The organism is Bacillus cereus group sp. MYBK195-1, assembly GCF_051916605.1.
Classification (GTDB): domain Bacteria; phylum Bacillota; class Bacilli; order Bacillales; family Bacillaceae_G; genus Bacillus_A; species Bacillus_A cereus.
Genome location: NZ_JBQAGZ010000008.1, coordinates 89973 through 111876, shown reverse-complemented (window position 1 = coordinate 111876; position 21904 = coordinate 89973). Strand labels below are relative to the sequence as shown.

Here is a 21904-nt window from a genome sequence, read left to right as displayed (position 1 = left end):
CGAAAACTATAAGTTCTCGTACGATCGTCTTAATTACCTCTAATACTATTTGAAGAAATAGATCCATTGGCTACACCTCCTTTCCTCATTAAATGAGAAAAGGACAGTCGTAACCGCCCACCCTACAATATACAGTTGTTCTTATTGGCGTATCACCAACATTTTAACGAAAATATACGCTAAGCAAAATTCAACATGAAAAAACGTTGATTTTACTACTCTAAGAGAATCATCTGATCTCAAAAACGTATGTATTTGAGACAAGTGCGTTCCAATGTAAAAGGTGCTGAAAAGAGCCTAAATAGTGTCTCAAAACTCATCCTTAAATCAAAAACTCAATTCAAATCGTGTTATTGAGTTTTGAGAATCCCTTAGCGTATAAAAAAGTTAAAATGTGCGTGCTACCCCTTAAATCACTTAATCTCTAAAATCATTGCTAGATCGATTGCATAATTCGTGCGAGTTCTTTTTCTAAAGCAGCGGGCTCGTTTGCATAATTGTAAATCCCTAAAAACTTCTCTATAGCCTCTGGATGGGAACTGATTAGCTTGTTGACAGCATCCTGTTGTTCAGATATGCGTTCATTCTTCGAAATTTGGCATCCCATGTGAAACCGAACCATAAACTCATCTTCTATTGCCTTTTGATATTCTTCAGACATTTGATTTGATTGATCGGATTGTCCCTTATATTTTGATAGAATATTGGATAATATACGTGCTCCACATATAGCATCATGGATACCCTGCGCCATGCCAGGATCTTTAAAACAAACTGCATCTCCAACCAACGCCCATCCTTTTCCCATTCCTTTATACCAGTAATTATCATATCCGAGAATGCCTTTGACCGGTTCTACTAGTTCTGCATTTTTCAAGCGCGCCCCAATTGTTGTATTCGGAAAGTTATCTGTAAAGAAATTGCGTAGACAGCTTTCCGGATTTAATTTCAACCGTTCTATCAATTCCTTATTTTCTAATGGGAAAATGCCGACAATTACATATAAATCATCATTCGTTGGAAAGAGAATGGCTGTGTTATCTTTTATCTTGTATACTTCAAATTTAGGGACATTATCGTGGCGAAATCCAGAGAAATACCCGAAATAGATGCCGACTGTTGCCGGAATACTTATTTTGAGTTCACTTTTTACCAGCTTGCGAATAATAGAGGATCGGCCGTCTGCCCCGACTACCAGGCGAGCTAAAAATTCTTGTTTCTCGTTGTCGCCGTCTAAACCTTTCACGCCTATCACTGTTTCGTCATCACGGATGACATCCGTCACACGAAATCCTTCTAAAACAGTTACATTCATTTGGGATTTGGCTTGTTCAAGTAGAATATGATCGAGATAAGTTCTTCTAATACAATAACAACTTTCCTCTCCGTAAACCTCAGGGATGAGACCTTCTATCACGGTATCCTCAAATTGAAATTTAATATCCCGTACCGGCGGTACTTTTGTTTCCAATAACTTGTCCAAAACACCGGTTTCTCGAAGAAGAGCGACAGTATTATTGAAAAAGGTATGGGTTGATAATGTGTCCCTTGGAAAATTCGCTCGGTCCACTAACAACACATGGAAACCTGCCTTAGCAAGATAAATTGCCAGGGTAGAGCCGGCACATCTAGCACCGGTAATGATGACATCATACGTCTTATTCATCGTATCACTCCATTTTCAAGTATAATTATTAACTTGCTTATCCATTAGCAGAGTTCTAAAGTTAATGCCCCTACGAGTTAAAGTAATGGGGAAAATTGATAAGAATGCACTACATACATAAAGTATGGAAGCTAAAACGAAATAAGTACAGAAAATTCTCACCTGCTATACAATTAAAAAGAATTTGTGGTAAAAATCGGAATGATAATTTAAGTATTAAATAAAGGTCCGTTTACTTGTCTCGTGAAGAGTTAATAGATGTATATTCACAAAAATGGTTGTCAAAACATCGACTCCAAACTCCTTGTATAAAGTTTTGGAAATCAAGTCCATTTGCTATGTTAAATGCGCTATAATTTTGGGGTAGTCGTCCTTATCATATGTTGAATGAATTATATCCAAATCGTTTTAAAGAGTGGGAATTAAAAAAACGCCTACAGGATTCTGGACAAAAGAGAAGGGACTCCATTTAGTAGATGAGTTCAACATAAGATTCAATGTAGACTATTGATTATGTATCTTGTTTTTTATTAAATATTACGGTACGTGAAATTTTAATATCTTTACTAAAAAAGCCCCTTGAAAGGAGCACTTATTTTACAAGATACTGTTCTATTTCTTTTATTAATAGTTCTGCACCTTCTGGGCTTAATGTGATCTTACCATTTGCTAATGCCATGTTACGATTTGACACTTCTCCTGTTAATGCACAAACATGACCAGGCTGATACTTCTGTAAAATGATGTCTTCCCCTTCTACAAAAATCTCTAATGGTGATTTTTCTTTAATCCCAAGCGTATTTCTAAGTTCCTTTGGAATCACTATACGCCCTAATTCATCCACTTTTCTAGTTACTCCGGTTGCTTTCATCCAGCATATTTCCCCATTTCATTATCAATTTGTACCCAATTTATTCTTTACTATTGTAACAGGCTTTCACCATACATGAGAAACATAATGAACCAAAAACAGACAATCATAATAAGAAACTCTTTAAACCCTTGCTGAAAGGAAATAAGACCTTCTTCCATCCTACACGCCCCCTTTTCTCTACAATTTTTTATATGTTAAAATATAGAGGAAAGAAACCAGCCAATTTCTTTCCTCGACGGTCACTCATGACTTTGCTCTTTGTTTGCTTCTTGCAAATGAAGAGCTTTTATTTTACGTACTTAAATTTGCTTAAAAAGGAGATAGAGATTTTGAAAAAGAATTTAATACTGATCTTTTGTCTATCTATTTTATTCATATTGTCTGCTTGTCAAAAAGAATACAAAGGAAAATATGTGAAATGGGGCGACACTGTAGAAACTGTTGACACAGAAAGGTTTGAAAGAAACAACATTCCATATAAAGTAGAGGGCAATAAGGTGTATGTTCCAGAAGATGCATTTGATGATGCTGTAGTGTGCTGTTCTTAGGTGAGCATAAAACCGTAGAAATGGTTAATTTCTATGGTTTTTATTGCATTAATTTAAAACTCTTTCGTAGTGGCCCATCATACCTCGAATCGTTTCGTACTCCAATATGTGATAAATAAATGGATAGAAGCGAATAGAGGATTTTTGGCACGATAACAAGATTAGTAACCGAAATGAAGCAATTCGTCAGATCGTAGACAAAGGGTTAAGTCGTAAATAATGGCTACCCTTTTTATTTTCCCTAAAAAACCTAAAAACGCATGTAAAGTCCGTTTCTCCCTTTACATGCATTTTTACACCAAATACAACTCATTGTATTGATGAGAGTATAAAAGTCTCATACAATCAAATCTGAAGAGTCATTTTTAGTTAAACTGACTTTTTTCATGTATCCTAGGGAAATCTCCAACAGTAATAAATTTAGAGACACTCTTTGAGAGTATCAATGAAGATGACGTTTTAACCAGGTTAATGACAGATCATTTAATTGAAGAAGAATCAGACAAAAAAATTGGTATATATTTTATCAATCGGCCTTTGCGAGAAATGGGCAAAAATACCCAGAAAAATATCAAATACTAGATATGCTTTATATCTAATAAAGAAAGAAATCGTATAATTATTAATCATTATATCTGCATTCATGATAATATTAAAAATAAGGTAACTAATACTGTGGAGGGCTACAGCATGAAGAAAATAAAAAAACTCTTAAATAATCCTTTCGTGAAATATCCATTTACTATAATTTCAGCCATCGCAATAATAAAAGTAGGATATGATTTAGGATCATTTTTAATAGAATTAAAATATATTTAAGTAAAAGAAAAAGAGCCGGATTTTCATCACAGCTCATGTATGAATTGGTTCTGTATGTGTACATGTGGGATATTGTGAACAGCCAAAAAACATATTTCCTGTTTTATTCGAATTTCGGATGACTAAATCATGTTTACATGTTGGGCATTTCCGTTCTGCAGGCTCTATCCCCTGATATACATCTTCAGCCGAATGCTCCGGGTTGATTTTATTTATTAATTTTTGAAGTTCTACACGATCTATAAGTTTTACATGGCATGCCTCCGCTAATTCTTTCGCCTGTCTTGTATATACACTGTTTGTTACAACCCAGCCCTCGTGTGCTTTGTAATAGGCTTGTGCTGCATATATCTCTTGTACGGCACTGATGCCGACTCTATTTTTCATCCCGTAGCGTTTTGCCTGGATGACAATACGATTTTTCCCCTTCAATACCAGATCCGCCCCGAAATCATTTGACTGTTTTGTGACTGTTGGAGAATAACCCAACTCTCGAAAGAGAGCTTTTAGGTATACTTCGAATTGATGTCCGTCCATTTTGTCTATATAACGAATACCAGACTTAGCCATTCGCTTTAATATTCTTCGCTCCTGGATCTTCCGGTACATGAATTTACAAATACGAAAAAGAACATAAAGGATAAAACCATACATCAAAATTTGTAATATGTTTGGCATTTCTGGTAGATTAGACACTTCGCTCCACCTCTTTAATTGGTTTCATTTTCTTTGGTTGGGCTGTTTCTTTTGCCTGTTGCTCATTCACTTGTTTCTTCCGGACATCGTTCCAATCTTTTTCATTCGTTGGAATATCCTCTTTAAGATCGACAAAGCATTTCATTGTCTGAATGAAGTCTTTCCCAGCCTTATCATTATCAACTGCCATGATAACCTCTTTAATATCGTGCCCTTCTTTTTTCGCATCCATTAAAGACTGAATCACTGTTTTGGACTTCAATCCATGCATAGAAACCAGGCGAGCGTTTTGGATATTATTTTGCTTGATACTCCAATGAGATAACATGTCGATTGGATCTTCATAAAAATAAATCTTATCCGGTTTACCCACATCAACTGTAAAACCAGCATTGATTCTTTCGTAATTCGGGACAATTTGCTTAAAGCTTCCTCTTTTATTCTCCATTTTGACTGTACCTTGACGGTTCATGCCAATAACTTGCCCTTTTCCTCCTTCTTCCCTCCATTTAAAAACCACATTATTTTTCTTATCCTGGGCGATGAGATCCTTTTTAATCAGCCAATTCACCAAGCGAGGATCTATTTTCCGTTCATGAATTAGATATTCTTTTACCTCTGTTTGTTTATTTACTTCCAGGTGTTTTGGATAACTAAATGGCTGCTGCTCTTTTTTGCGATCCTCTTCAGCTTTTGAACGATCAAACTCTTTGTAGTCCCCATTCTGAATGTCCATCACAGCTTGTGGAAATGTCATGTCATAGTACATCATGGCAAAGCTAATTGCTCCATATCCTTTTTCTCCTCGACTATTCCAGGCGTACTGATTTCCTTTAATGATGAGACTATCATGCTCCGTATGACGATAATAATTTCCTTCTTTCTTAAACATTTCTCCTTTTGCTTCCAGATATGAAATCAAGTCAACTTTTCTTGCTTTCATCGCATCCTCCGCACTGACATATGCCATTACGGAATCCCCCCTTTACTCTATAAGATGAAATAAAAAAGAGGACTATTCCGTTTCCTAGTCCTCTTTTACATGCATACAATTTTTATTTGCCGAATAAGAATTTTAATCGCTTCTCCTGTACGCTGTATGATAAACGAGCGTCAAATTTTTTCCCGTTTTTGTTCGAGATAAACCCTTTAATCTGATCCGTTACATTCTTTTCTAATAATTTTTTCACATGGTTACTACTTAAATTTTTACCAGAGAATGTACCAAAAATAATGAAATCACAGCCTTTTTTGTATTTCTCACATAAGTAATTACTTTTCCCTACAAGAACTCTACTCTTACATAATGGACACTTACCAATGGTACGATCTTCAGTTGTTGGAAAACGGAATTTCAAACTTCCGTCCGCTTCCATATAGATAGCTGCTGTAAATTCTCCCTTTTCTCCTTGAAATCCGTTGATAAAATCTGTTGTTTTATACTGAAGTAGCTTCTTCATTTGATTACCAGGGATTGCTTTCCCTTTCATTTTGGCTGGTAACATAAAATCACATCCGTTTTTATGCTCCGTGCATCCATAAAATGTTTTACGATGAAGCATATCCCCTTTTTTACATTTTGGACATTTGCCAAATGACAGCTCCTCTTGCGTTGGAAATTGGAATTTAACTTTCCCTTCATGTAACACTAAATAAGCTGAAAACTCCTTCTCATTGGACTTAAATCCTTTTAAAAAATCTGTTTTCTTATCCTCGAACAGCTTTTTCGCTTGCGCTTCCGGAATCGCTTTTTCTTTAATTTTTTTCGGTAAGGAGATTTCACATTCCGGATAATTACTGCACCCATAGAAACTACCTTTATGAAGGATTTTTCCTTTTCTACAAGGGCATTTACACACTTCAATTTGTTGATTCCAAGTATTAATAATGCTATCCGACACTTTATCATCCATTGCGCCTAATTGTTCCACTGTATCTTTTACAAACGTATTTGTTTTTTCCACAAATTCTTCATAATTCATTTCGTTTTTTTCGATCATGTAAATCATCCCTTCCATTTCAGCCGTATAAGCTGGATTTTTAATTGCATCTACCGGAAAAGCATCTATAAAAGCACGACCAATAGGTGTCGTTCGAATTTGATTATTGGTGACATCAATATAGCTACGATCTAACAGTTTCGGAATAAATGTTTCTTCCGTTGCGACTGTCCCAATCCGTTTTCCTTTCATAAGTTCTTTCAAATGTTCATCATCTAATTTACGCCCTGCCGTCTCCATAAAGGTTAAAATGGAACTTTCCGTATGAAAGGCTGGTTTCTTCGTTCGAGACTCAATCAAGTCATACTGAACGATTCTGAAAGAATCTCCTTCTTGTAAAATAGGTATCTGGAATGCTTCAACTGATCCCTCTTCTATATCCTCTTGAAACACACTTAGAAACCCTTTCTCTTGTAGGATCTTTTCTTTTGTACTGTATGTGTTGCCCTCTTGATCTATAAAATGCACTTCTCTTACCAAGTAGATTGCTGGTTTCATAAAATTTCCGATAAATCGTTTTACAATTAAGTCATATAACTGTTTTTCTAATGGTTCTCGGTTGGTCCCGACATATAATTTTGTTGTTGGGATGATGGCAAAGTGACTACTGACTAATTCATCATTAAAAGTAGAATGTTTTTTCGTAATAGAAGATGGAGATACTTGTTGTACAAGATTTGCATAGGCGCTTTTTTCTAATGCTGTCATTACTTCTTTCACTCGTTCCACTTGTTCTGTAGGTAAGTGCCTGGATGAAGAACGAGGATATGTGATAAAGCCTTCTTCATACAAACTCTGAATATGCTTTTTTGCTGTTTCCGCATTTATCTTCAGTTTGGCGTGAGCATCTTTGTAGATATCCGTTAAGTTATATAATAATTTTGGTTTCTTTTTTCTATTGCTTTCTTTAAATGCCGTTACAATTACATTCGTTTCTTTCAAGCTATCCCCAAGCTTTTGTAGTGGCGATGGATCTATCAGTTGATCTTCCGTTTTCATTACTGGTGATAAACCATTTTCTGTTAGTAGCTTTAAATTGTAATAGGTTTGTTCTTTATAGTTTTGGATAGCGACTTCTCTCTGACGGATTTCATTCAAGATACACATTTGAACACGACCAGAAGCCAATAAGAATTGGTTTCTTGCTAGTTTGGATGTACAGCCCCTTGTAACATTAATTCCTAGGATATAGTCCAGGTATTGCCTTGCTTTAGCGGATTGCGCAAGCCCGTCATAGTCTGTTCCTGGTTTTAATCGGTTTAAGGCTCCTTCTAATTCTGCGGCCTCATAGGAAGAGATAAAAAGACGGGATTCTCGTTTGTCCACACCTGCATGTTCAACTATCTCACGATAGATAAGCTCACCTTCCCTATCCGCATCACAGGAGTTGACCACATGATCTACATCCGGACGATTTAGAAGCTTCACTAATATTTGAATTTGTTCAAGACTATCCGATTTCGCTTTATATTCCGGCTCTAAAATAATTGGCAAGTGATCAAATTTGAATTCTTTGTATCGTTCATCCATTTCTTCCGGATGTTTTAGCTCTAATAAATGCCCACGGCACCAACTAATAATGTATTTTTCATTTTCATAGTAGCCATAATACGGCTTGCTCCCTGGATACCTTTGTGAGTTTCTAAATCTAGGTGATTTTAATAATTCAACAGCTACCTTTGGCTTTTCAGCAATAAATAACGTTTTTCCCATACGTAATCCCTCCTATTAATCTGCAATTTCAGTTTTACGCTTCCATTTCTTATTTCTTCGCTTTTTCATCATTCTGTGAACGAATAATAACAATGTGTTCAAAAAGACTGCTACAAGGAACATACAGCTCGCAAACAGCCATACATTCATGACATTCTCTCCTTTCGTTTTACAAATGAGAAAGAGGGCTTTTCCTTTTCCCCTCTTTCATTTCTAGATATAAAAAAATCACTTTCTGTTTTCTCAATTGAGTAACAAAAAATGATTTAATCTGGCGTTCCTGCTATACAATTTTTCATCGTTCCATTTCCATTGTTTCTCTTTTTCTACTTGATTTCTTTGTAACCCTTGACTGGTCTACATTACCTGGACCAATAGGTTCTCGCTCCTTTTCTTTTTCCTTGTTGTTCGTTAGTTTTCCGTTTAATGGTTGAAAACTTTTATCTACATCCATTTCATTTGAAGTTGTAGACTGATTCACCGTTATTCCTTCTTTCCCAAGTTTCTCATCCACCCGATTTTCTAATTTCACAACGTGTTCTTGACTTACCAACTCATTATCAATCGAAACATACTTTGTTGTATAATATCGCTCTTCAGCTTTTACACGAGTGACAATACTATCAATATTATCTGGTGTTTCTTCATATTGTGAACGTCTGTATGCTTCGAATTTTCGGCTTAAATCTTTATCTAATGTAGTTGGTCCCTTTTCTTTTAAAGGCTGAATTTGTTGATCTAGAGAAGCAATAGGTGCATATCCATCTGCCTTCATTTCTTTATATAATTCCACTTCTTTTTCATTAAATGAGTAATCTTTTTGTCCCTCCGCTTTATCAACTAAGAGTCCATATCGTTCATCTTTTACGATTTCATCTAGACTCATATTTGCATCTTTTTCATAAACAACAAATGACAAATTCCCTCTCCCATCAAAGATAGAACTCTGAACCTTTTCATATAGATCTAGTTTCAAAATGTTATCTAAATAGACATTTTCTCGTTTCCCGTTCTTTTCCATTAGGGAAACGTATAAATCGTCCCGATCTGTTTTATCTTGATTCCATACAGACAAATAATTGATATCTTTCGTAACTGCATCCATCATGTGGATTCTTGCCAGTTCTTCATCTTGTATACCATTTGCTAATACCTCAATTGTAACTAAGTGATTGGGTGTCTCTTTCGGTTTTTCTAATGGATTTTCCTGTGCTTTTTCCATCGGTATTTCTTTGTTATTTCTATAATTCATCACTTCATCTCGTAACGCTTGTTTTACTTCATCCGATAAATACCTTTTCTCGTTTAATACTTGTTCATATGGTGTCTTGTAGTCCCCATCTCCCATATCCAAACGATCCATACTCACAAGCTCCATTCTCCCAAAATCTCTATCTACTTCTTTTGGAATGGCAATATGATAACGAGTTTTATCATATGGTACGTATTCATCCCTTTCTCTTGCTTCCTCTTTTGCTTTTTCAATATTTTTAATGACTTCAGCCATTTTTTCATTGGCCTCTCCAAATGGAATCAACTGACTACCTTTAAAATTTTCGTTTTCGCTCCACTGAACTAACATAGTTGGACGATTTATTTCATTTTGATTTAGTGCTGCATACTTTTCTTGATTCGCTTCGTTAAATGCATCAATAAATTCTTTATCACTCAATTTTTCTGCGCCTTCTACGGGCTCAAACGCTCTGTTTCTATCCGCTTGTTCCCTTAACTCTGTAACGGAAACAAGCTCTTGTGTTGTGTTACTTAAACTCATAAATTCAACCAACAAAATATTTTTTTCGTCCTGCTTTTCATTTCTATTTGCCATACTTTCCACCTCTTTTTCATTTATTTGTTCTTTGTCCCTTTCTAGTGTGTTTTCAATTGTTTCAATAAATTCAATCGAAGTTTCATGTACTTCTTTTAATAATCTCGTTTTATCCTTCATTTCTTTTCCTTGTGTCCAGCTCGCTAAATATCCTAATGAATATTCGCTTGTATCAATTCCAAAATAAGAAGAAACGGCGTAAGCTGTCATTTCTGCTTGAAACTCTTTTTCTGGTGCTGTGTAATTCATATGTGTCTCTGCTGTATGAAGTTTGGCATGAGCCAATTCGTGAAGAAGTGTTTTTACATTTTGTAATTCACTGTTCCGTGGATTCAAAGCAACCTCTTTCGTTAAGGTGTAACTAACCCCCTTTGCGACCCCAAGTTCTTGCTTCGGTTTAATAATTTTCACACCGTTTTTTTCTGCAATGGCTTCCATTCCTTTATACAAACTCTTGTAATCTGTAACACTTCCTTCTAGCCAACGATTCGGAAAAATACGAGGTAGATCTTCCGCTTTTGCGTTTGTTTGGGACACGTCAAACACATGGCCGACAGCAAAATATAAGCGACCTGGTTTCACTTCTACACTTTTAGATTCAATTTGTTTTTTCTCATCTTTGTTTGCCTTTGTAACGGATTTCCATGTCCCTTTTTTGTCCTTAAATCTTGCTACAGTTCGGTTTGGAACAAGAATTTTGATTCCTTTATGTCCTACGCCTGTTACAACAGGGAAGCCTGCTTTTTCCCAAAAAGAAAAAGAGCCCACTGCTTGGGCTCCTGGAAATTGTGCTTGTATTAACGAAACATTTTGTGGTGAATATTTATAAAACTTTGCCATAAACGTTAAATATTCTTTCATATCTTCTGGTGTACGAAAATAGCCTTCTACGTTTTTTTCCATCTTTTTTGTTAAAGCTTGAACCTCTTCTCTTTTTTCTTCCGGTGATTTCTTTTGATACTTTTTCTTATAACTTTTACTCATATTCTTCTCCTACACTTTCACTCGCTTTTTGTAATTCCTTCATTTCTTCTTCATTCCATCTCTCAGCTGTATCAAAGAAAAGCTCATGAGTTTTTACATTGATCGGAACTAACATATTCTCTTGATTCATGACATGAACTGCAAGTTCTCTCACTTGTTCTCTTGTAATTTTAATTGTTAGTTCTTCCTCTTTTACAAGCAACACAATATCATCTTCTCCAATTTCTTTAATGACTCCTAATGCCATATCTTCATGAAATAATAACATCCTACTAACCTCCTATTTTTTATAAAAAGAAACAATGTAGCTTACGTTACATTGTTCTTTGATGCCTCATGATCTAAACGTTTTTGTCTTGCGTTACTAATCCGTTCCGCTACAACTTCTTTTGCTAACTTCACACTTCCCATCTCTTGTTTATCAGTCGTAATAAGACTATCTACACCCTCTAAAAAGAAATAGCCATTTAATAACTCAATTAAAATTTGCGTATTTCTATCCGCACTATTTGCACCAAGACGTATCTTTGTTAACTCATTTTTCAGCACATCGTGTAGATTTTTTGATACAATTTCGGAAATATAATTCAATGACCATTCTGTATTTTTTGATGCTTGATGCTCCATACAAATTTTCGATATAGCATCACCAGGATGAGTAATATTATTTTCATCCATGTAGTCTTGAATGTATTGATGGACATTTTCATTTAATGATAACTTCATTCGTATTTTTTTATTCTCCATGATCTAACCCCTTTCATTTTCATATGCATTTTCCCTTTGCATACGCTCATAATACTTTTGATTTTTCCAACTTTCATATTCACTTTTAAAGGCGCCTTCCACTTTTCTCATAGAATACTGAATAGATACATTCTGCTGAAATTTTCGAAATGACTTTGATTTTTTCATGTAATGGATTCTTTTTTGTTCTTTATCATATGCTTTCATTTCTTGTAAAAAAGCGTTACCCATCCTTTTATACAGATCACTGATTTTATTCGTCTTGTAATTTTCATATTGCTTCTTATCATACTTTCCTTCCCCATATGCTTCTTTGAAAACTTGCACTTCTTTATCTAACTTTTGGAGAAACTGATCGTAATCTTTTTTATGATGATATTGAATATACCGACTGCTCAATTCATCAATTTGCGGCTTTAATGGTTGAATCGTATTGTAGCTATATTTCCACTGTCTTTTATCACTTGGTAACTGTTTATAGATTTGTAAAAACAATGGTTTCAAATGTTGATTACGCCAATTAAAAACGGAATCTTCTTTTTTCCTTCCCACCATATTGTTTCGAATCAGATCATTAATTTGTTTTTGTTCCTGCTTACGATCTAACAAATTGTTTACGACTTTCCCCTTCATCGCATCTAATGTTTTTGGTTTTCTTTTACCACGTTCTCTCGTTGGAAATGGTTCAACAGTTGCTACATGAATATGGATATTATCCGTATTAAAGTGAATGGCTGCCGACCAGATAGAGCTTTTTTCCAACCCCTCTCTTTTTTGCATTTCCTTCATCGCAAGCCGTGTTACATCCATTAACTTTTTTTCATCCAATGTTTTTGTTTTCTCATCATAAATTCCTTGTTTCTCTAACCAGGGATTATGAAAAGAAATGACATCTTGCCACATGATACTTTCATTCTCATGAGCGGTTTTAAACATTTCCTTTAAGGATTTTTTTTCACTTTCTGTTAAACGATTTGCATGTTCCGTAAATAGTGCTGATGTCTTTTCTGAATTTCCCATATAGTCTTGATACGTTTCGAACATTTTCGGATTCAGCTTCACTTCGCTTTTCGCTTCCTCCCGATCTACATAATCAATATAGTTCTGAAACGCATCGGAACTTGGTAACACAAATTTCGTTTTTAAAACAACACCCGGTGTGACGGAAGACTGAACAGGAACCGCATTACTCATTTTCAACATCCTGCATCATTATTTGAATAAACTCATTCATTTTTTCCATTACGCTATAACAATTACTCATCATATGGATGTTCTTTTCAATGAGATTTTCCAATTCCATTTCCCTTTTATTTTGTTGCTGAAAAAATGCCAGCATTTCAATTTGAGCTTTCAAAAATTTTTGCCGAGATAATCCGTTCCTCTTTGCCATTTCATCTATTTTCTTTACGGCAATTGGATCTACTTCTCTTATCCTAATTTCCACTTTTCCCTCTCCCTTCTGCAAATCTGGGTAGAGATCAAAAAATAGCGAGAAGAGCATAAGGGGTTTTTGTTCCCACCTAAGGTGTGAAGCTAGGCGGAGCCTAGCAAAACGATGGGAACAAGGAAAGAAGTTGAATGTCCCCATTACGTCCCTATCTTTTTTATTAATGTCTCCATCATGTCCCGTTATTTTTTCTTAACGTCCCTTTCATGTCCCCTTATTTCACCTCAATGTCCCCATTGTGTCCCTATATCTTTTTTCACTTTTTATTAATTTCTTGTTCCTTTTGCTCTAACTTTTTGATTTTATCTCGTGCAATTTTTTGTTCCCCTTTAAACAATTCCACGTTCTTTTCTGATGATTTTATTTTTGATTCTAGTGATGCTATTTTTGATTGTGTTTCCGTTTTTTCTGCTTCCGTTTGATACTTCATTTCATCTTGTAATTCTTTTACTTTTTCATAAACTGTCTTCGCATTTTCTTCTTCCAGTTTGATTGCTTTCCCATAATTTTTTATCTTTGTTTCAATATCCTTTTTGTCTCTTTCTATAAAATCTCGCTCATATGTTTTTTTATCTTCAGCTATCAATTCGTCATTCGCTTTTGTTTTTCTTTGATCGGTAAAAATCGTCTGAACTAATTTATTCGGACTTTTTGTTGCTGTATTTTCTTCCTCGTATTCGTTAACATCTTGAGTGAATTTACGAATATCCATTTGTTCTTTCTCACCATTTTTATTGTAAATATCGAAAGCTAATGCTCCCCAATTCGGAGATAAATCTTTTACTTCTACTACGTATTTTCCGTTCTCCTCATACAATACTTTGACAGGTAATTGAACACCTGGATTTGTTTTTTGCTGTGCTTTAAATGTATATCCTGTTTCCTCATATCCTTCTAATCGAAAGTAAATTTGTATAAAGTTTTTGTGTGGATTGTATCCCCTTTTCTCTACAATCAATTTCCCCATACCCGACAACTTAATTACTTTATTTGTCTCTGTATGAAATAGTTTTTCATCGTTTGGCATGTAAATTTTAGATGTTAAGAAAGCGAAAAAACCTAAAAATAGAAAGCTGATAATTGTTAAGTAGATCCACGACTTATTTTTTCTTAGATTGATTCTTTCACTCTCCTTACCAATTGCACCTATCACACTCTCACCCCACCTTTTTCGTTATAAAACTTTCATATTTAACTCTTCCACACTTGTAACTCGCCATGTTTCCTTTTCTTTTTTCATGATGATTCGTAACACATTGTTTACTTTTTCTTCTCGATTTTGCGTTGAATCTGTCGTGACATTTATAAATTCAGCTAACACATTTACTTCCTCTTTATCCGGTTCATTTTCTTGTAAATAAAACTTCATTTCTATTGGTTTTGTTTTATACGTATCTCCTACTTCGTATTTATCAGTTGGATAAAATTGTTGTAAAAGTTCTTCACTCATAATGGATTTTGCTTTTTCTTTTCGCTCACTGTAGCCTTCTTTTTCTCGATGAAATGATAATTGAATAAACGTTTCGGCTGTCGATAAATACGCCCTTCTCTGTTGTTCTTGTGCGGAAGGAAGCACCTTATCCAGTCGTTTTTTTAAGTCTTCATTTTGCTTTGTTAGTAATTCATTTGAAAGTTTTAACTGCTTTTCTTTGCCATCACTCATTGATTTTTTTCTCAAATAGATATTAAAAGCTGTTACACCTACAACTAAAATGACAAACACAATAAACAAGGACTTCCGTTTATCTTTCATTCTTTTAGTCTCCTATTCTTTCGGTTTTTAGAACCTTCTTACATGACCAGAAAAGACCTTTTTCCAATACGGATTATTTAAATCTTCAATAGATACCCCTTTATTCGTTTGACAACCAATGAAGTGATCCTTATCTATAACCAAACCGACATGCCCATCTTTTTTATAAGTATCAAAAAATATTACATCACCAGCTTTCATGTCATTTGGTGATACCTTCTGACCAATTTTATTTAGTGATTCTGTATTAACATCTGTTACAGGTCCTAGATCTCTTCCTACTTGCTTAAATGCCCAATGCACAAAACTTGAGCAATCAAATATATTTCTATCAATCTCACTTTGCTTTCGTCCTCCACCGAAAACATAGGTACTTTTTCCTATCAATGGACGACCAACATCTACAACTTTTACACCGCTACTTCCTCCGCTTCCGGAATTGCTTCCACCACCAGATACAACAGAACCAGGCTGATAATATTTCAAAACCGCATCAACGTACAAGATATCCCCATAACACGCTTGAAACGGTACAGCTTCCGGCCTAAGGCAATGATACATACCAGTGTGAGCTACTTTTTTGTATTGTTCTTGCGAAAATTTTATAGCTATTTCTTTTGTATATTTACCACCATTTGAAGCAACAAAATCAAAAAATCCAGTACCAAAATTGTAGGCTTGTAGGGCTGTTTTTATATGATCCATGTCACCAGGACTCGTTACACCAGCTCTTTCTATCGCATGTTTAAATTCTTGTACACCAGCCCAAATACTGTAGTCTGGATCTGTAATACAATTAGGCTTTTTACAATACTTTGTATTAAATGCGCCTTCGGAACTCTGCATCGGATCACTACCACGTCCTCCGCTTTCTTGCATCATTTGAGCAAGCATTAAAGCAACAAATGGTTCCACACCAAAGGCTTTCGCATGCTTCCGAATCGTAGGTTCCCATTTTAGAACTTCAGGCGAAACATTCATGACTTGCCCTTCACCTGTATACGTAATATCACCTGTGTCTGTTCCACTATCGCTCCCCATTGCTGCTATGAAAATACTAACCACTCCAAGTAAAAGAAAAGAAAAAAGACCCATCACAAGTAGCGCTAAAGTGATGAGCCATTTCTTTGGTATAACCTTCAAAACTAGATGCATGGTATTAAGCACCTCCCCCGAATAACATCAATTCTTCGTCTGTTACTTCTACATGAAAATGAATATTTTTTACAGCCCCAATACTTAAGATGACATCCCCTGTTGGCAAATGTGGAATCGCTGCAATTTCACTTTCGCTTAACTGTCCTGCAAATACTTTTCGTAACATATCTAAACTGTTATTATCTTGCTGCATAATAAATTTGTACTGTGTAAGTTCAAATAACTTTTTAATTTCATCAATCATTTCTTGTGAAGATCCTTCCGGTACAAAATCTCGAATTGTATGACTTGCATATAAAAGACCAGCAAAATATTTTCGATCTTCTCGGCTAAATTTAGTTAAAAATTGTAGGGCATGAGCGCTTTCTTTTTTCGTGTTGATAATATGATGAGCCTCGTCAATAATAATGAAATAACGAATTACATCTTCAAAAGCAAGTTGTTGTTTAGTATATGCCTCTAATTGTGGCGCACCATTGGATATCATTTCATCCCATATTAAATTAAAAACATTAAAAATTTGCGCTTGGAATACTTCCGGTTTAAAATTTGAAATGTTTCGTAAGGAAAACGATACAACTTGTTCTTTTTTAAAGTTTTCAATAGTGGAATGACCATCAAATAATTGTGCATATGCTTCTACTAAATTCGTAAGATTTAATTCAATTAATTCTAAACGATGAATTCTACTATCTCCTAAATTATCATGATGTTTTTTAGCTTTTACATCTTGATATAATTCTTTGCGAACAAACATTAAAAAGTCAGAGAAAATCGGATATTCTTTTGGTTTTCTTGTTGTAATTTCATTTTTCGCTCCTTTTTCATCATTCCATAATCCCATACGAATATATAATTTACGAAGCAAGTTTTCATATTCTTTAATTTCATCATCTTTTGCTTCTGGCGCAATGAATCGATAAAAAATTGTGAGTTTAGATAAATGCTGAGTGAAACTAACTTCCTCAAGTTCTGCTGTCTTATATACTTGAAGTGGGTTAATTTGACCTTGTGAACCATCTAATGCAATTGTTTTCCCGTTCAGATCACGTACTGTTTCCTCAAATTCACCTACAATGTCAAAAATACGAATAAAATGACCTTTACTTGCATAGTCTACCGATTTCTTTTTTAGTAATGTTGATTTTCCAGCACCAGGCTTTCCAATCATTACACCGTTATAAAACTTTCTTTGTTCGTCTTTATGAAAAATATCAAAAATAACATTTCCTTTTGTTTTCGTTGTTCCATAATACGTGCCGTATGGATCGTGCAAATAGGAATAATGAAACGGACACCCACCAGCCAAACTGACTGCCGGAATTTCTTTCCCTTTTCTTCGGTTCACATAATTTTTTTGTGTATCAAAGCTCGTTACGAGTGCATCCCATTCATACTCTTGTTCATTTAAAAAGACAGCTCCTCGAAAGTTATAAGACTCTAATGTTTCCATGATTTCTTTTACTTGTTTTTCTAACTCATCTAACGTTCTAGCGGAAACATAGATACGGATATGAATACGTTTCATAACCTCACCTTGTTTCAAATCCGTATAGAGAGCTTCCAGCTCTAAAAATTCATTTTTTGCATCGATCCGATCTATATTATCCTTCGCTGTATCATGCCGAACACTTTGTTCACTCATGGATTTATTAATCGATTCAATAACTTCATTTCGATTATCACTCATGACATCTAATGTTGTGATCACATTCGGCATATTCATAATTTGCTCTAACCAAAAATCATTTACTTCTGTTGGATAATCATAGACATGAATGCAAGTACCTAATCCATCACCTGTTTGAAAATAACTTTCTTTAAAACTAATTCCCCCTTGTGGCTGAACTCTAGCCACTAAAAAGGGGTTATAACCTTTCTTCTTTTTTAGTTCCTCTTGTTTTTCTTTTTTAGATTTTTTACTCTTGAACGCAAACATATTGTTGCCCCCTTACTACCATATATTTTTCGTTCCTAATTTTGCATTTTGATTGAACAATTTAAACATAAGCTCTAACTTTTTCTCTTCATCCACCTCTAATAGTTCAGTAGAGCGCTTGATATATCGTTTTGCTGCATCTACACGTTCTTTTACGATTAATTCCGTTTCTCCATAAATAAATAAGAAGGCTTCCCGATTGGTTCTGCCCCATTCTAAAAACTGAAGTTCTTTTAACTTTTGATTTAAAATTCGTTCATACAAAGGACTGGTACATTCTTTAATTTTCTTCTCAATATATCTTTGTTGTTCGGTTGTTTGACATGGGAAGTTTAAAAAAACGAGTTTAATGGACTCTTTGTAGGCTTGATAAAAATACGCATGTGAGAAGATAACAAATGCTTGCTCGTCGCTATTCTTAGAGAACATATCATCACTTTCCACTTGAAGAATTTCTAGAAACTCCTCATTTTTCAGTTCAAATATGCCATCCTCTGTCATGTCTACAATTTGCATAATTTCCGCAATACTTTTCTTTACCTTTGGTGGTGCTTCTTTCTTTTTTCTAGATAAAAAACCTAACAGTTTTGGATTTTTCTTTTTCGAATCGTCTTTCTTTGGCTTTTCTTTCTTCTGTTTTTTTACTTTTGGTTCTACCTTTGGTTTTTCTTCTTTCTTTTTGTCGGGTAGCACCTTCACAATTTCTTTTGGTTCAAAAATTGATTCTTTTACATTTTTTTCGTTAAATCGAAAAGCATTTTTCTTCGGTCTTTCTAGTTGTTTTGGCTTTTCTTTCTCTATATCTTTTTCGCTGAATAACGCCATATGTGATCCCTCCCTTATTGATCGTTATCAATGGCGCAATATGCACCTTTCCTTCTTAGCAATGTAATAATCAATACTTCATACATTCGTTTTTGTGGATTCGTACTTGGTCGCCAAATCATGATAATTGCAACAGCTACCATGAAAAGAATAAATGGTAGCTGAAAGGACTCATGTACGAAGTTCCTAAGAATCATCGTTACAACTAATAAACCAATTAGTAAAAAGAAATCTATTAAATAAAGCACTTTATTAATCCGTAATTCTGTACTGATTTCCTTCGGAATCCGATAGCTTCTCATCGGGATTCCCTCCTTTTCGACAATAAAAAATAAGCGTACGATTACGCTTATTTTTTATCTGTATTCTTTTTATTTTTGTTTACAATATCTCTCCAACTTTTACCCGTATTTTGCCCCATCTGATAAAAACGCTTTGTATTCTGTACCGTTTCAGAATTATGAATGCGCTCTTGCACTCCTCTTACCTTTTGTTTCATGGATGATGTTGTATTTTTAACTTTATCGGTTGTATATTGTCCTAATGTCCGTGTTTCTTGACTTCTACTTGCTGCCACTTCTTTATCACTTTCATAAGGAATAATTGGGCTACTATGTGTCACCGTTACGATATCGGCTGGTACCGGGCTTCCTACACTTGATGCTGATCTTGGTGTTTCCATTGGTGCCGGGCTACTTCCACTTGGTACTAATCTTGGTGTTTCCATTGGTGCCGGACTACTTCCACTTGGTACTGATCTTGGTGTTTCCACTGGTGCCGAGCTACTTCCACTTGGTACTGATCTTGGTGTTTCCATTGGTGCCGGGCTACTTCCACTTGGTACTGATCTTGGTGTTTCCACTGGTGCCGGGCTTCCTCCACTTGATGCTGGTCTTGATGTTTGACTTCCTTCACTTGCTCCTTGTCTTACTGTTCCTGGTGTTTGAACTCCTTCACTTGTTCCTTGCCTTACTGTTCCTGGTGTTTGAACTCCTTCATTTGCTCCTTGTCTTACGCCTCCTGGTGTTTGACTTCCTTCACTTGCTCCTTGTCTTACTGTTCCTGGTGTTTGACTTCCTTCACTTGTTCCTTGTCTTACTGTTCCTGGTGTTTGACTTCCTTCACTTGTTCCTTGTCTTACTGTTCCTGGTGTTTGACTTCCTTCATTTGCCCCTTGTCTTACTGTTCCTGGTGTTTGAACTCCTTCATTTGCCCCTTGTCTTACGCCTCCTGGTGTTTGACTTCCTTCATTTGCTCCTTGTCTTACGCCTCCTGGTGTTTGAACTCCTTCATTTGCTCCTTGTCTTACGCCTCCTGGTGTTTGAACTCCTTCATTTGCTCCATTTGATTTTCCAGCCTCTTTCATTTCATCTTGAAGACTTGTTGTTCCCGATTCTTGCCCATTCGCTACCCCAGGGTTTTCGTTCCCTCCTTTTTTCATGTCTTCTTGAATAGATGGCGTACCACCATTCTTTTTATCTTTTTCCTTATTTAAGTTACCTTTTTCTTTTTCTTTTTTTGCTAAATCATTACCTTTTTCTTTTTTCTGATCCGCTTTTTTCATTTGATCTTGCAAGGACTCTTTATTTTCAGACTCATTCCCTTTTTTCAAACCGCTTATAAGCCCTGCCACGCCACCTGTTGCCATCGCTGCCGCACTTGCTGTTTTAGCTGCTGCAACACCAGTTCCTTCTGCTGCACCTTTCGCTCCTTTTCCAATCATATTTCCGAGACTCTTCATAGGTTTTGAATTTGCAAGACTGCCAATTCCTTTGCCAAGTGCGAAACCACCTACTAACATACCCCAACTGCTCTTTAATCCAATATCTATACCGAATAACCTTTCTACAGCTGCTGGACCATCTAGAACAGCCATACTAAATGCGGCTAATGCAATCAGATACGGTACACCATTTAATTTGTCATGGAGAAAAGCTGTTCCTATTAGGTATAGCTTCAAAGATAGGAATATCATAATCGTTGCTATAAATATATTGAGGATATTAGATAATACAGCTTTTAACTTTTGACCATTCGCAACATCGGCTGGTGCTAATATGTTCGCTAACAAGTAGTTAAATGCTAATTCATAAAATAACCTAGCTAGTTTAATACTCACCAATAACAAAGTTAATCCTGTTATCAGTAAAGTAAAGAATATATTCCAAAAGTTCCAGTGCCAGCGATAATACTTTTCTGGAAAGAAATCAAACCATCCATCCTTCAATTCAGCTAAAGATGCAACTCCTAACGCATCCATCACCCTTTTATTCTGTAGAATTTTTTGACCACCATCTGATAAATCCTTGTCTTTTGTAAATTTGAAATCGGAATCAATTTTTTCTGTAATATCTATTTGTCTAATATTTTTTTCTGGAATGTGATTCTTCGGATTCATATCTTCTTTCTTTTTCCATTTATTTTCATCTATTACTGCAATATCTGTTATGTTCTTCTTAATAATTTCATCACTTAAAGAACCCTTTTGTTCAGATTTCACAACTGCTATGGCATCATCGGTGAACTTATCAACCTTTGTCATACCCGTACTTAATAAACAAAGTACACTCAATGTTACGAAAATATTGATGATAATTTGAGAACGATTCATTTGTTTGTTCATAATAAACATATAGCCAATATATAAAAACGAAATGGCTAAAAGAACGACAAACAATGGATATAACATATCAACAAAATTTTGTATTTCCGGTGAATTAAAGAATCCTTTAATCCCCAGTATGGCATCTGTCACACCTTCTAAAGCATCTACAACTAAAGATAAACCTACAATTAGAAACCATCCTAGCCAACGTAATACATAATTCACGATGTCTCCTACTTGAAGATAATCCGAGAACGTTTCTAAAACCTTTAAAATCTCTTCATCTTTCACGATTTACC

20 protein-coding genes and 1 pseudogene are annotated in these 21904 nt (G+C 35.2%); 3 read left to right on the top strand and 18 right to left on the bottom strand.

Annotation, left to right across the window (positions count from 1 at the left end; genetic code table 11):
* Positions 1-436: 436 nt before the first annotated feature.
* Positions 437-1666: an NAD(P)/FAD-dependent oxidoreductase gene (locus ACTFRY_RS24760; RefSeq protein WP_086389219.1), complete on the bottom strand. Its 1230-nt coding sequence runs from the start codon at positions 1664-1666 to the stop codon at positions 437-439.
* A gap of 236 nt (positions 1667-1902) precedes the next feature.
* On the opposite strand from ACTFRY_RS24760, the pseudogene ACTFRY_RS24755 reads away from it, so the two are divergent.
* A pseudogene (locus tag ACTFRY_RS24755) lies at positions 1903-2132 on the top strand (hypothetical protein); the annotation flags it as partial.
* A 126-nt stretch (positions 2133-2258) separates the two neighbouring features.
* Here ACTFRY_RS24755 and ACTFRY_RS24750 read toward each other — a convergent pair.
* Positions 2259-2537, bottom strand: coding sequence for an AbrB/MazE/SpoVT family DNA-binding domain-containing protein (locus ACTFRY_RS24750; RefSeq protein WP_000648347.1), 279 nt, complete (start codon positions 2535-2537; stop codon positions 2259-2261).
* 332 nt (positions 2538-2869) lie between these two features.
* Here ACTFRY_RS24750 and ACTFRY_RS24745 point away from each other — a divergent pair, with 332 nt between their 5' ends.
* Positions 2870-3088 carry a hypothetical protein gene (locus ACTFRY_RS24745; protein WP_000739869.1) on the top strand — a complete coding sequence of 73 codons (219 nt, stop codon included), beginning with the start codon at positions 2870-2872 and terminating at the stop codon, positions 3086-3088.
* A gap of 690 nt (positions 3089-3778) precedes the next feature.
* Complete coding sequence (locus ACTFRY_RS24740; RefSeq protein ID WP_000721373.1) at positions 3779-3907, top strand: hypothetical protein; 129 nt, start codon at positions 3779-3781, stop codon at positions 3905-3907.
* 33 nt (positions 3908-3940) lie between these two features.
* Here the strand turns inward: ACTFRY_RS24740 and ACTFRY_RS24735 are convergent, their stop codons facing one another.
* From ACTFRY_RS24735 to ACTFRY_RS24660, 16 genes are all read right to left on the bottom strand, one after another.
* Positions 3941-4603, bottom strand: coding sequence for a restriction endonuclease (locus tag ACTFRY_RS24735; protein ID WP_088911273.1), 663 nt, complete (start codon positions 4601-4603; stop codon positions 3941-3943).
* Positions 4596-5573, bottom strand: coding sequence for a DUF3991 and TOPRIM domain-containing protein (locus ACTFRY_RS24730; protein WP_098617313.1), 978 nt, complete (start codon positions 5571-5573; stop codon positions 4596-4598). The genes ACTFRY_RS24735 and ACTFRY_RS24730 overlap by 8 nt, the downstream gene beginning before the upstream one ends.
* A gap of 85 nt (positions 5574-5658) precedes the next feature.
* Positions 5659-8316, bottom strand: coding sequence for a type IA DNA topoisomerase (locus tag ACTFRY_RS24725; protein ID WP_098617314.1), 2658 nt, complete (start codon positions 8314-8316; stop codon positions 5659-5661).
* 15 nt (positions 8317-8331) lie between these two features.
* On the bottom strand, positions 8332-8466 hold the full coding sequence (locus ACTFRY_RS24720) for a hypothetical protein (RefSeq protein ID WP_255255171.1): 135 nt from the start codon (positions 8464-8466) through the stop codon (positions 8332-8334).
* Between the two features lie 145 nt (positions 8467-8611).
* On the bottom strand, positions 8612-11128 hold the full coding sequence (locus ACTFRY_RS24715; RefSeq protein ID WP_098617315.1) for an LPD25 domain-containing protein: 2517 nt from the start codon (positions 11126-11128) through the stop codon (positions 8612-8614).
* Entirely contained in the window at positions 11121-11396 is a 276-nt protein-coding gene (locus tag ACTFRY_RS24710; protein WP_088911276.1) for a hypothetical protein, read from the bottom strand. Before ACTFRY_RS24710 ends, ACTFRY_RS24715 begins: the two co-directional genes overlap by 8 nt.
* A gap of 41 nt (positions 11397-11437) precedes the next feature.
* Positions 11438-11875 carry a hypothetical protein gene (locus ACTFRY_RS24705; protein WP_098617316.1) on the bottom strand — a complete coding sequence of 146 codons (438 nt, stop codon included), beginning with the start codon at positions 11873-11875 and terminating at the stop codon, positions 11438-11440.
* A gap of 3 nt (positions 11876-11878) precedes the next feature.
* The gene (mobP2, locus tag ACTFRY_RS24700; protein ID WP_098617317.1) at positions 11879-13069 is read right to left on the bottom strand and encodes a MobP2 family relaxase; all 1191 of its coding nucleotides are present in this window, start codon (positions 13067-13069) and stop codon (positions 11879-11881) included.
* Positions 13062-13322, bottom strand: coding sequence for a hypothetical protein (locus tag ACTFRY_RS24695; protein WP_025966430.1), 261 nt, complete (start codon positions 13320-13322; stop codon positions 13062-13064). Before ACTFRY_RS24695 ends, mobP2 begins: the two co-directional genes overlap by 8 nt.
* Positions 13323-13581: 259 nt before the next feature.
* Positions 13582-14478: a hypothetical protein gene (locus ACTFRY_RS24690; protein ID WP_025966429.1), complete on the bottom strand. Its 897-nt coding sequence runs from the start codon at positions 14476-14478 to the stop codon at positions 13582-13584.
* 21 nt (positions 14479-14499) lie between these two features.
* Entirely contained in the window at positions 14500-15078 is a 579-nt protein-coding gene (locus ACTFRY_RS24685; protein ID WP_098617318.1) for a MerR family transcriptional regulator, read from the bottom strand.
* 27 nt (positions 15079-15105) lie between these two features.
* Positions 15106-16233 (bottom strand): bifunctional lytic transglycosylase/C40 family peptidase, encoded by a 1128-nt coding sequence (locus tag ACTFRY_RS24680; RefSeq protein WP_012263719.1) that lies wholly within the window; start codon positions 16231-16233, stop codon positions 15106-15108.
* A gap of 4 nt (positions 16234-16237) precedes the next feature.
* Complete coding sequence (locus tag ACTFRY_RS24675; RefSeq protein ID WP_025966426.1) at positions 16238-18175, bottom strand: VirB4 family type IV secretion system protein; 1938 nt, start codon at positions 18173-18175, stop codon at positions 16238-16240.
* A 15-nt stretch (positions 18176-18190) separates the two neighbouring features.
* A complete protein-coding gene (locus tag ACTFRY_RS24670) occupies positions 18191-19000 on the bottom strand; it encodes a hypothetical protein (protein ID WP_098617319.1) in 810 nt (269 codons plus the stop codon).
* Positions 19001-19014: 14 nt separating this feature from the next.
* Complete coding sequence (locus tag ACTFRY_RS24665) at positions 19015-19302, bottom strand: DUF5592 family protein (protein WP_025966424.1); 288 nt, start codon at positions 19300-19302, stop codon at positions 19015-19017.
* Between the two features lie 47 nt (positions 19303-19349).
* A complete protein-coding gene (locus tag ACTFRY_RS24660) occupies positions 19350-21896 on the bottom strand; it encodes a pLS20_p028 family conjugation system transmembrane protein (RefSeq protein WP_440032427.1) in 2547 nt (848 codons plus the stop codon).
* Positions 21897-21904: the final 8 nt, after the last annotated feature.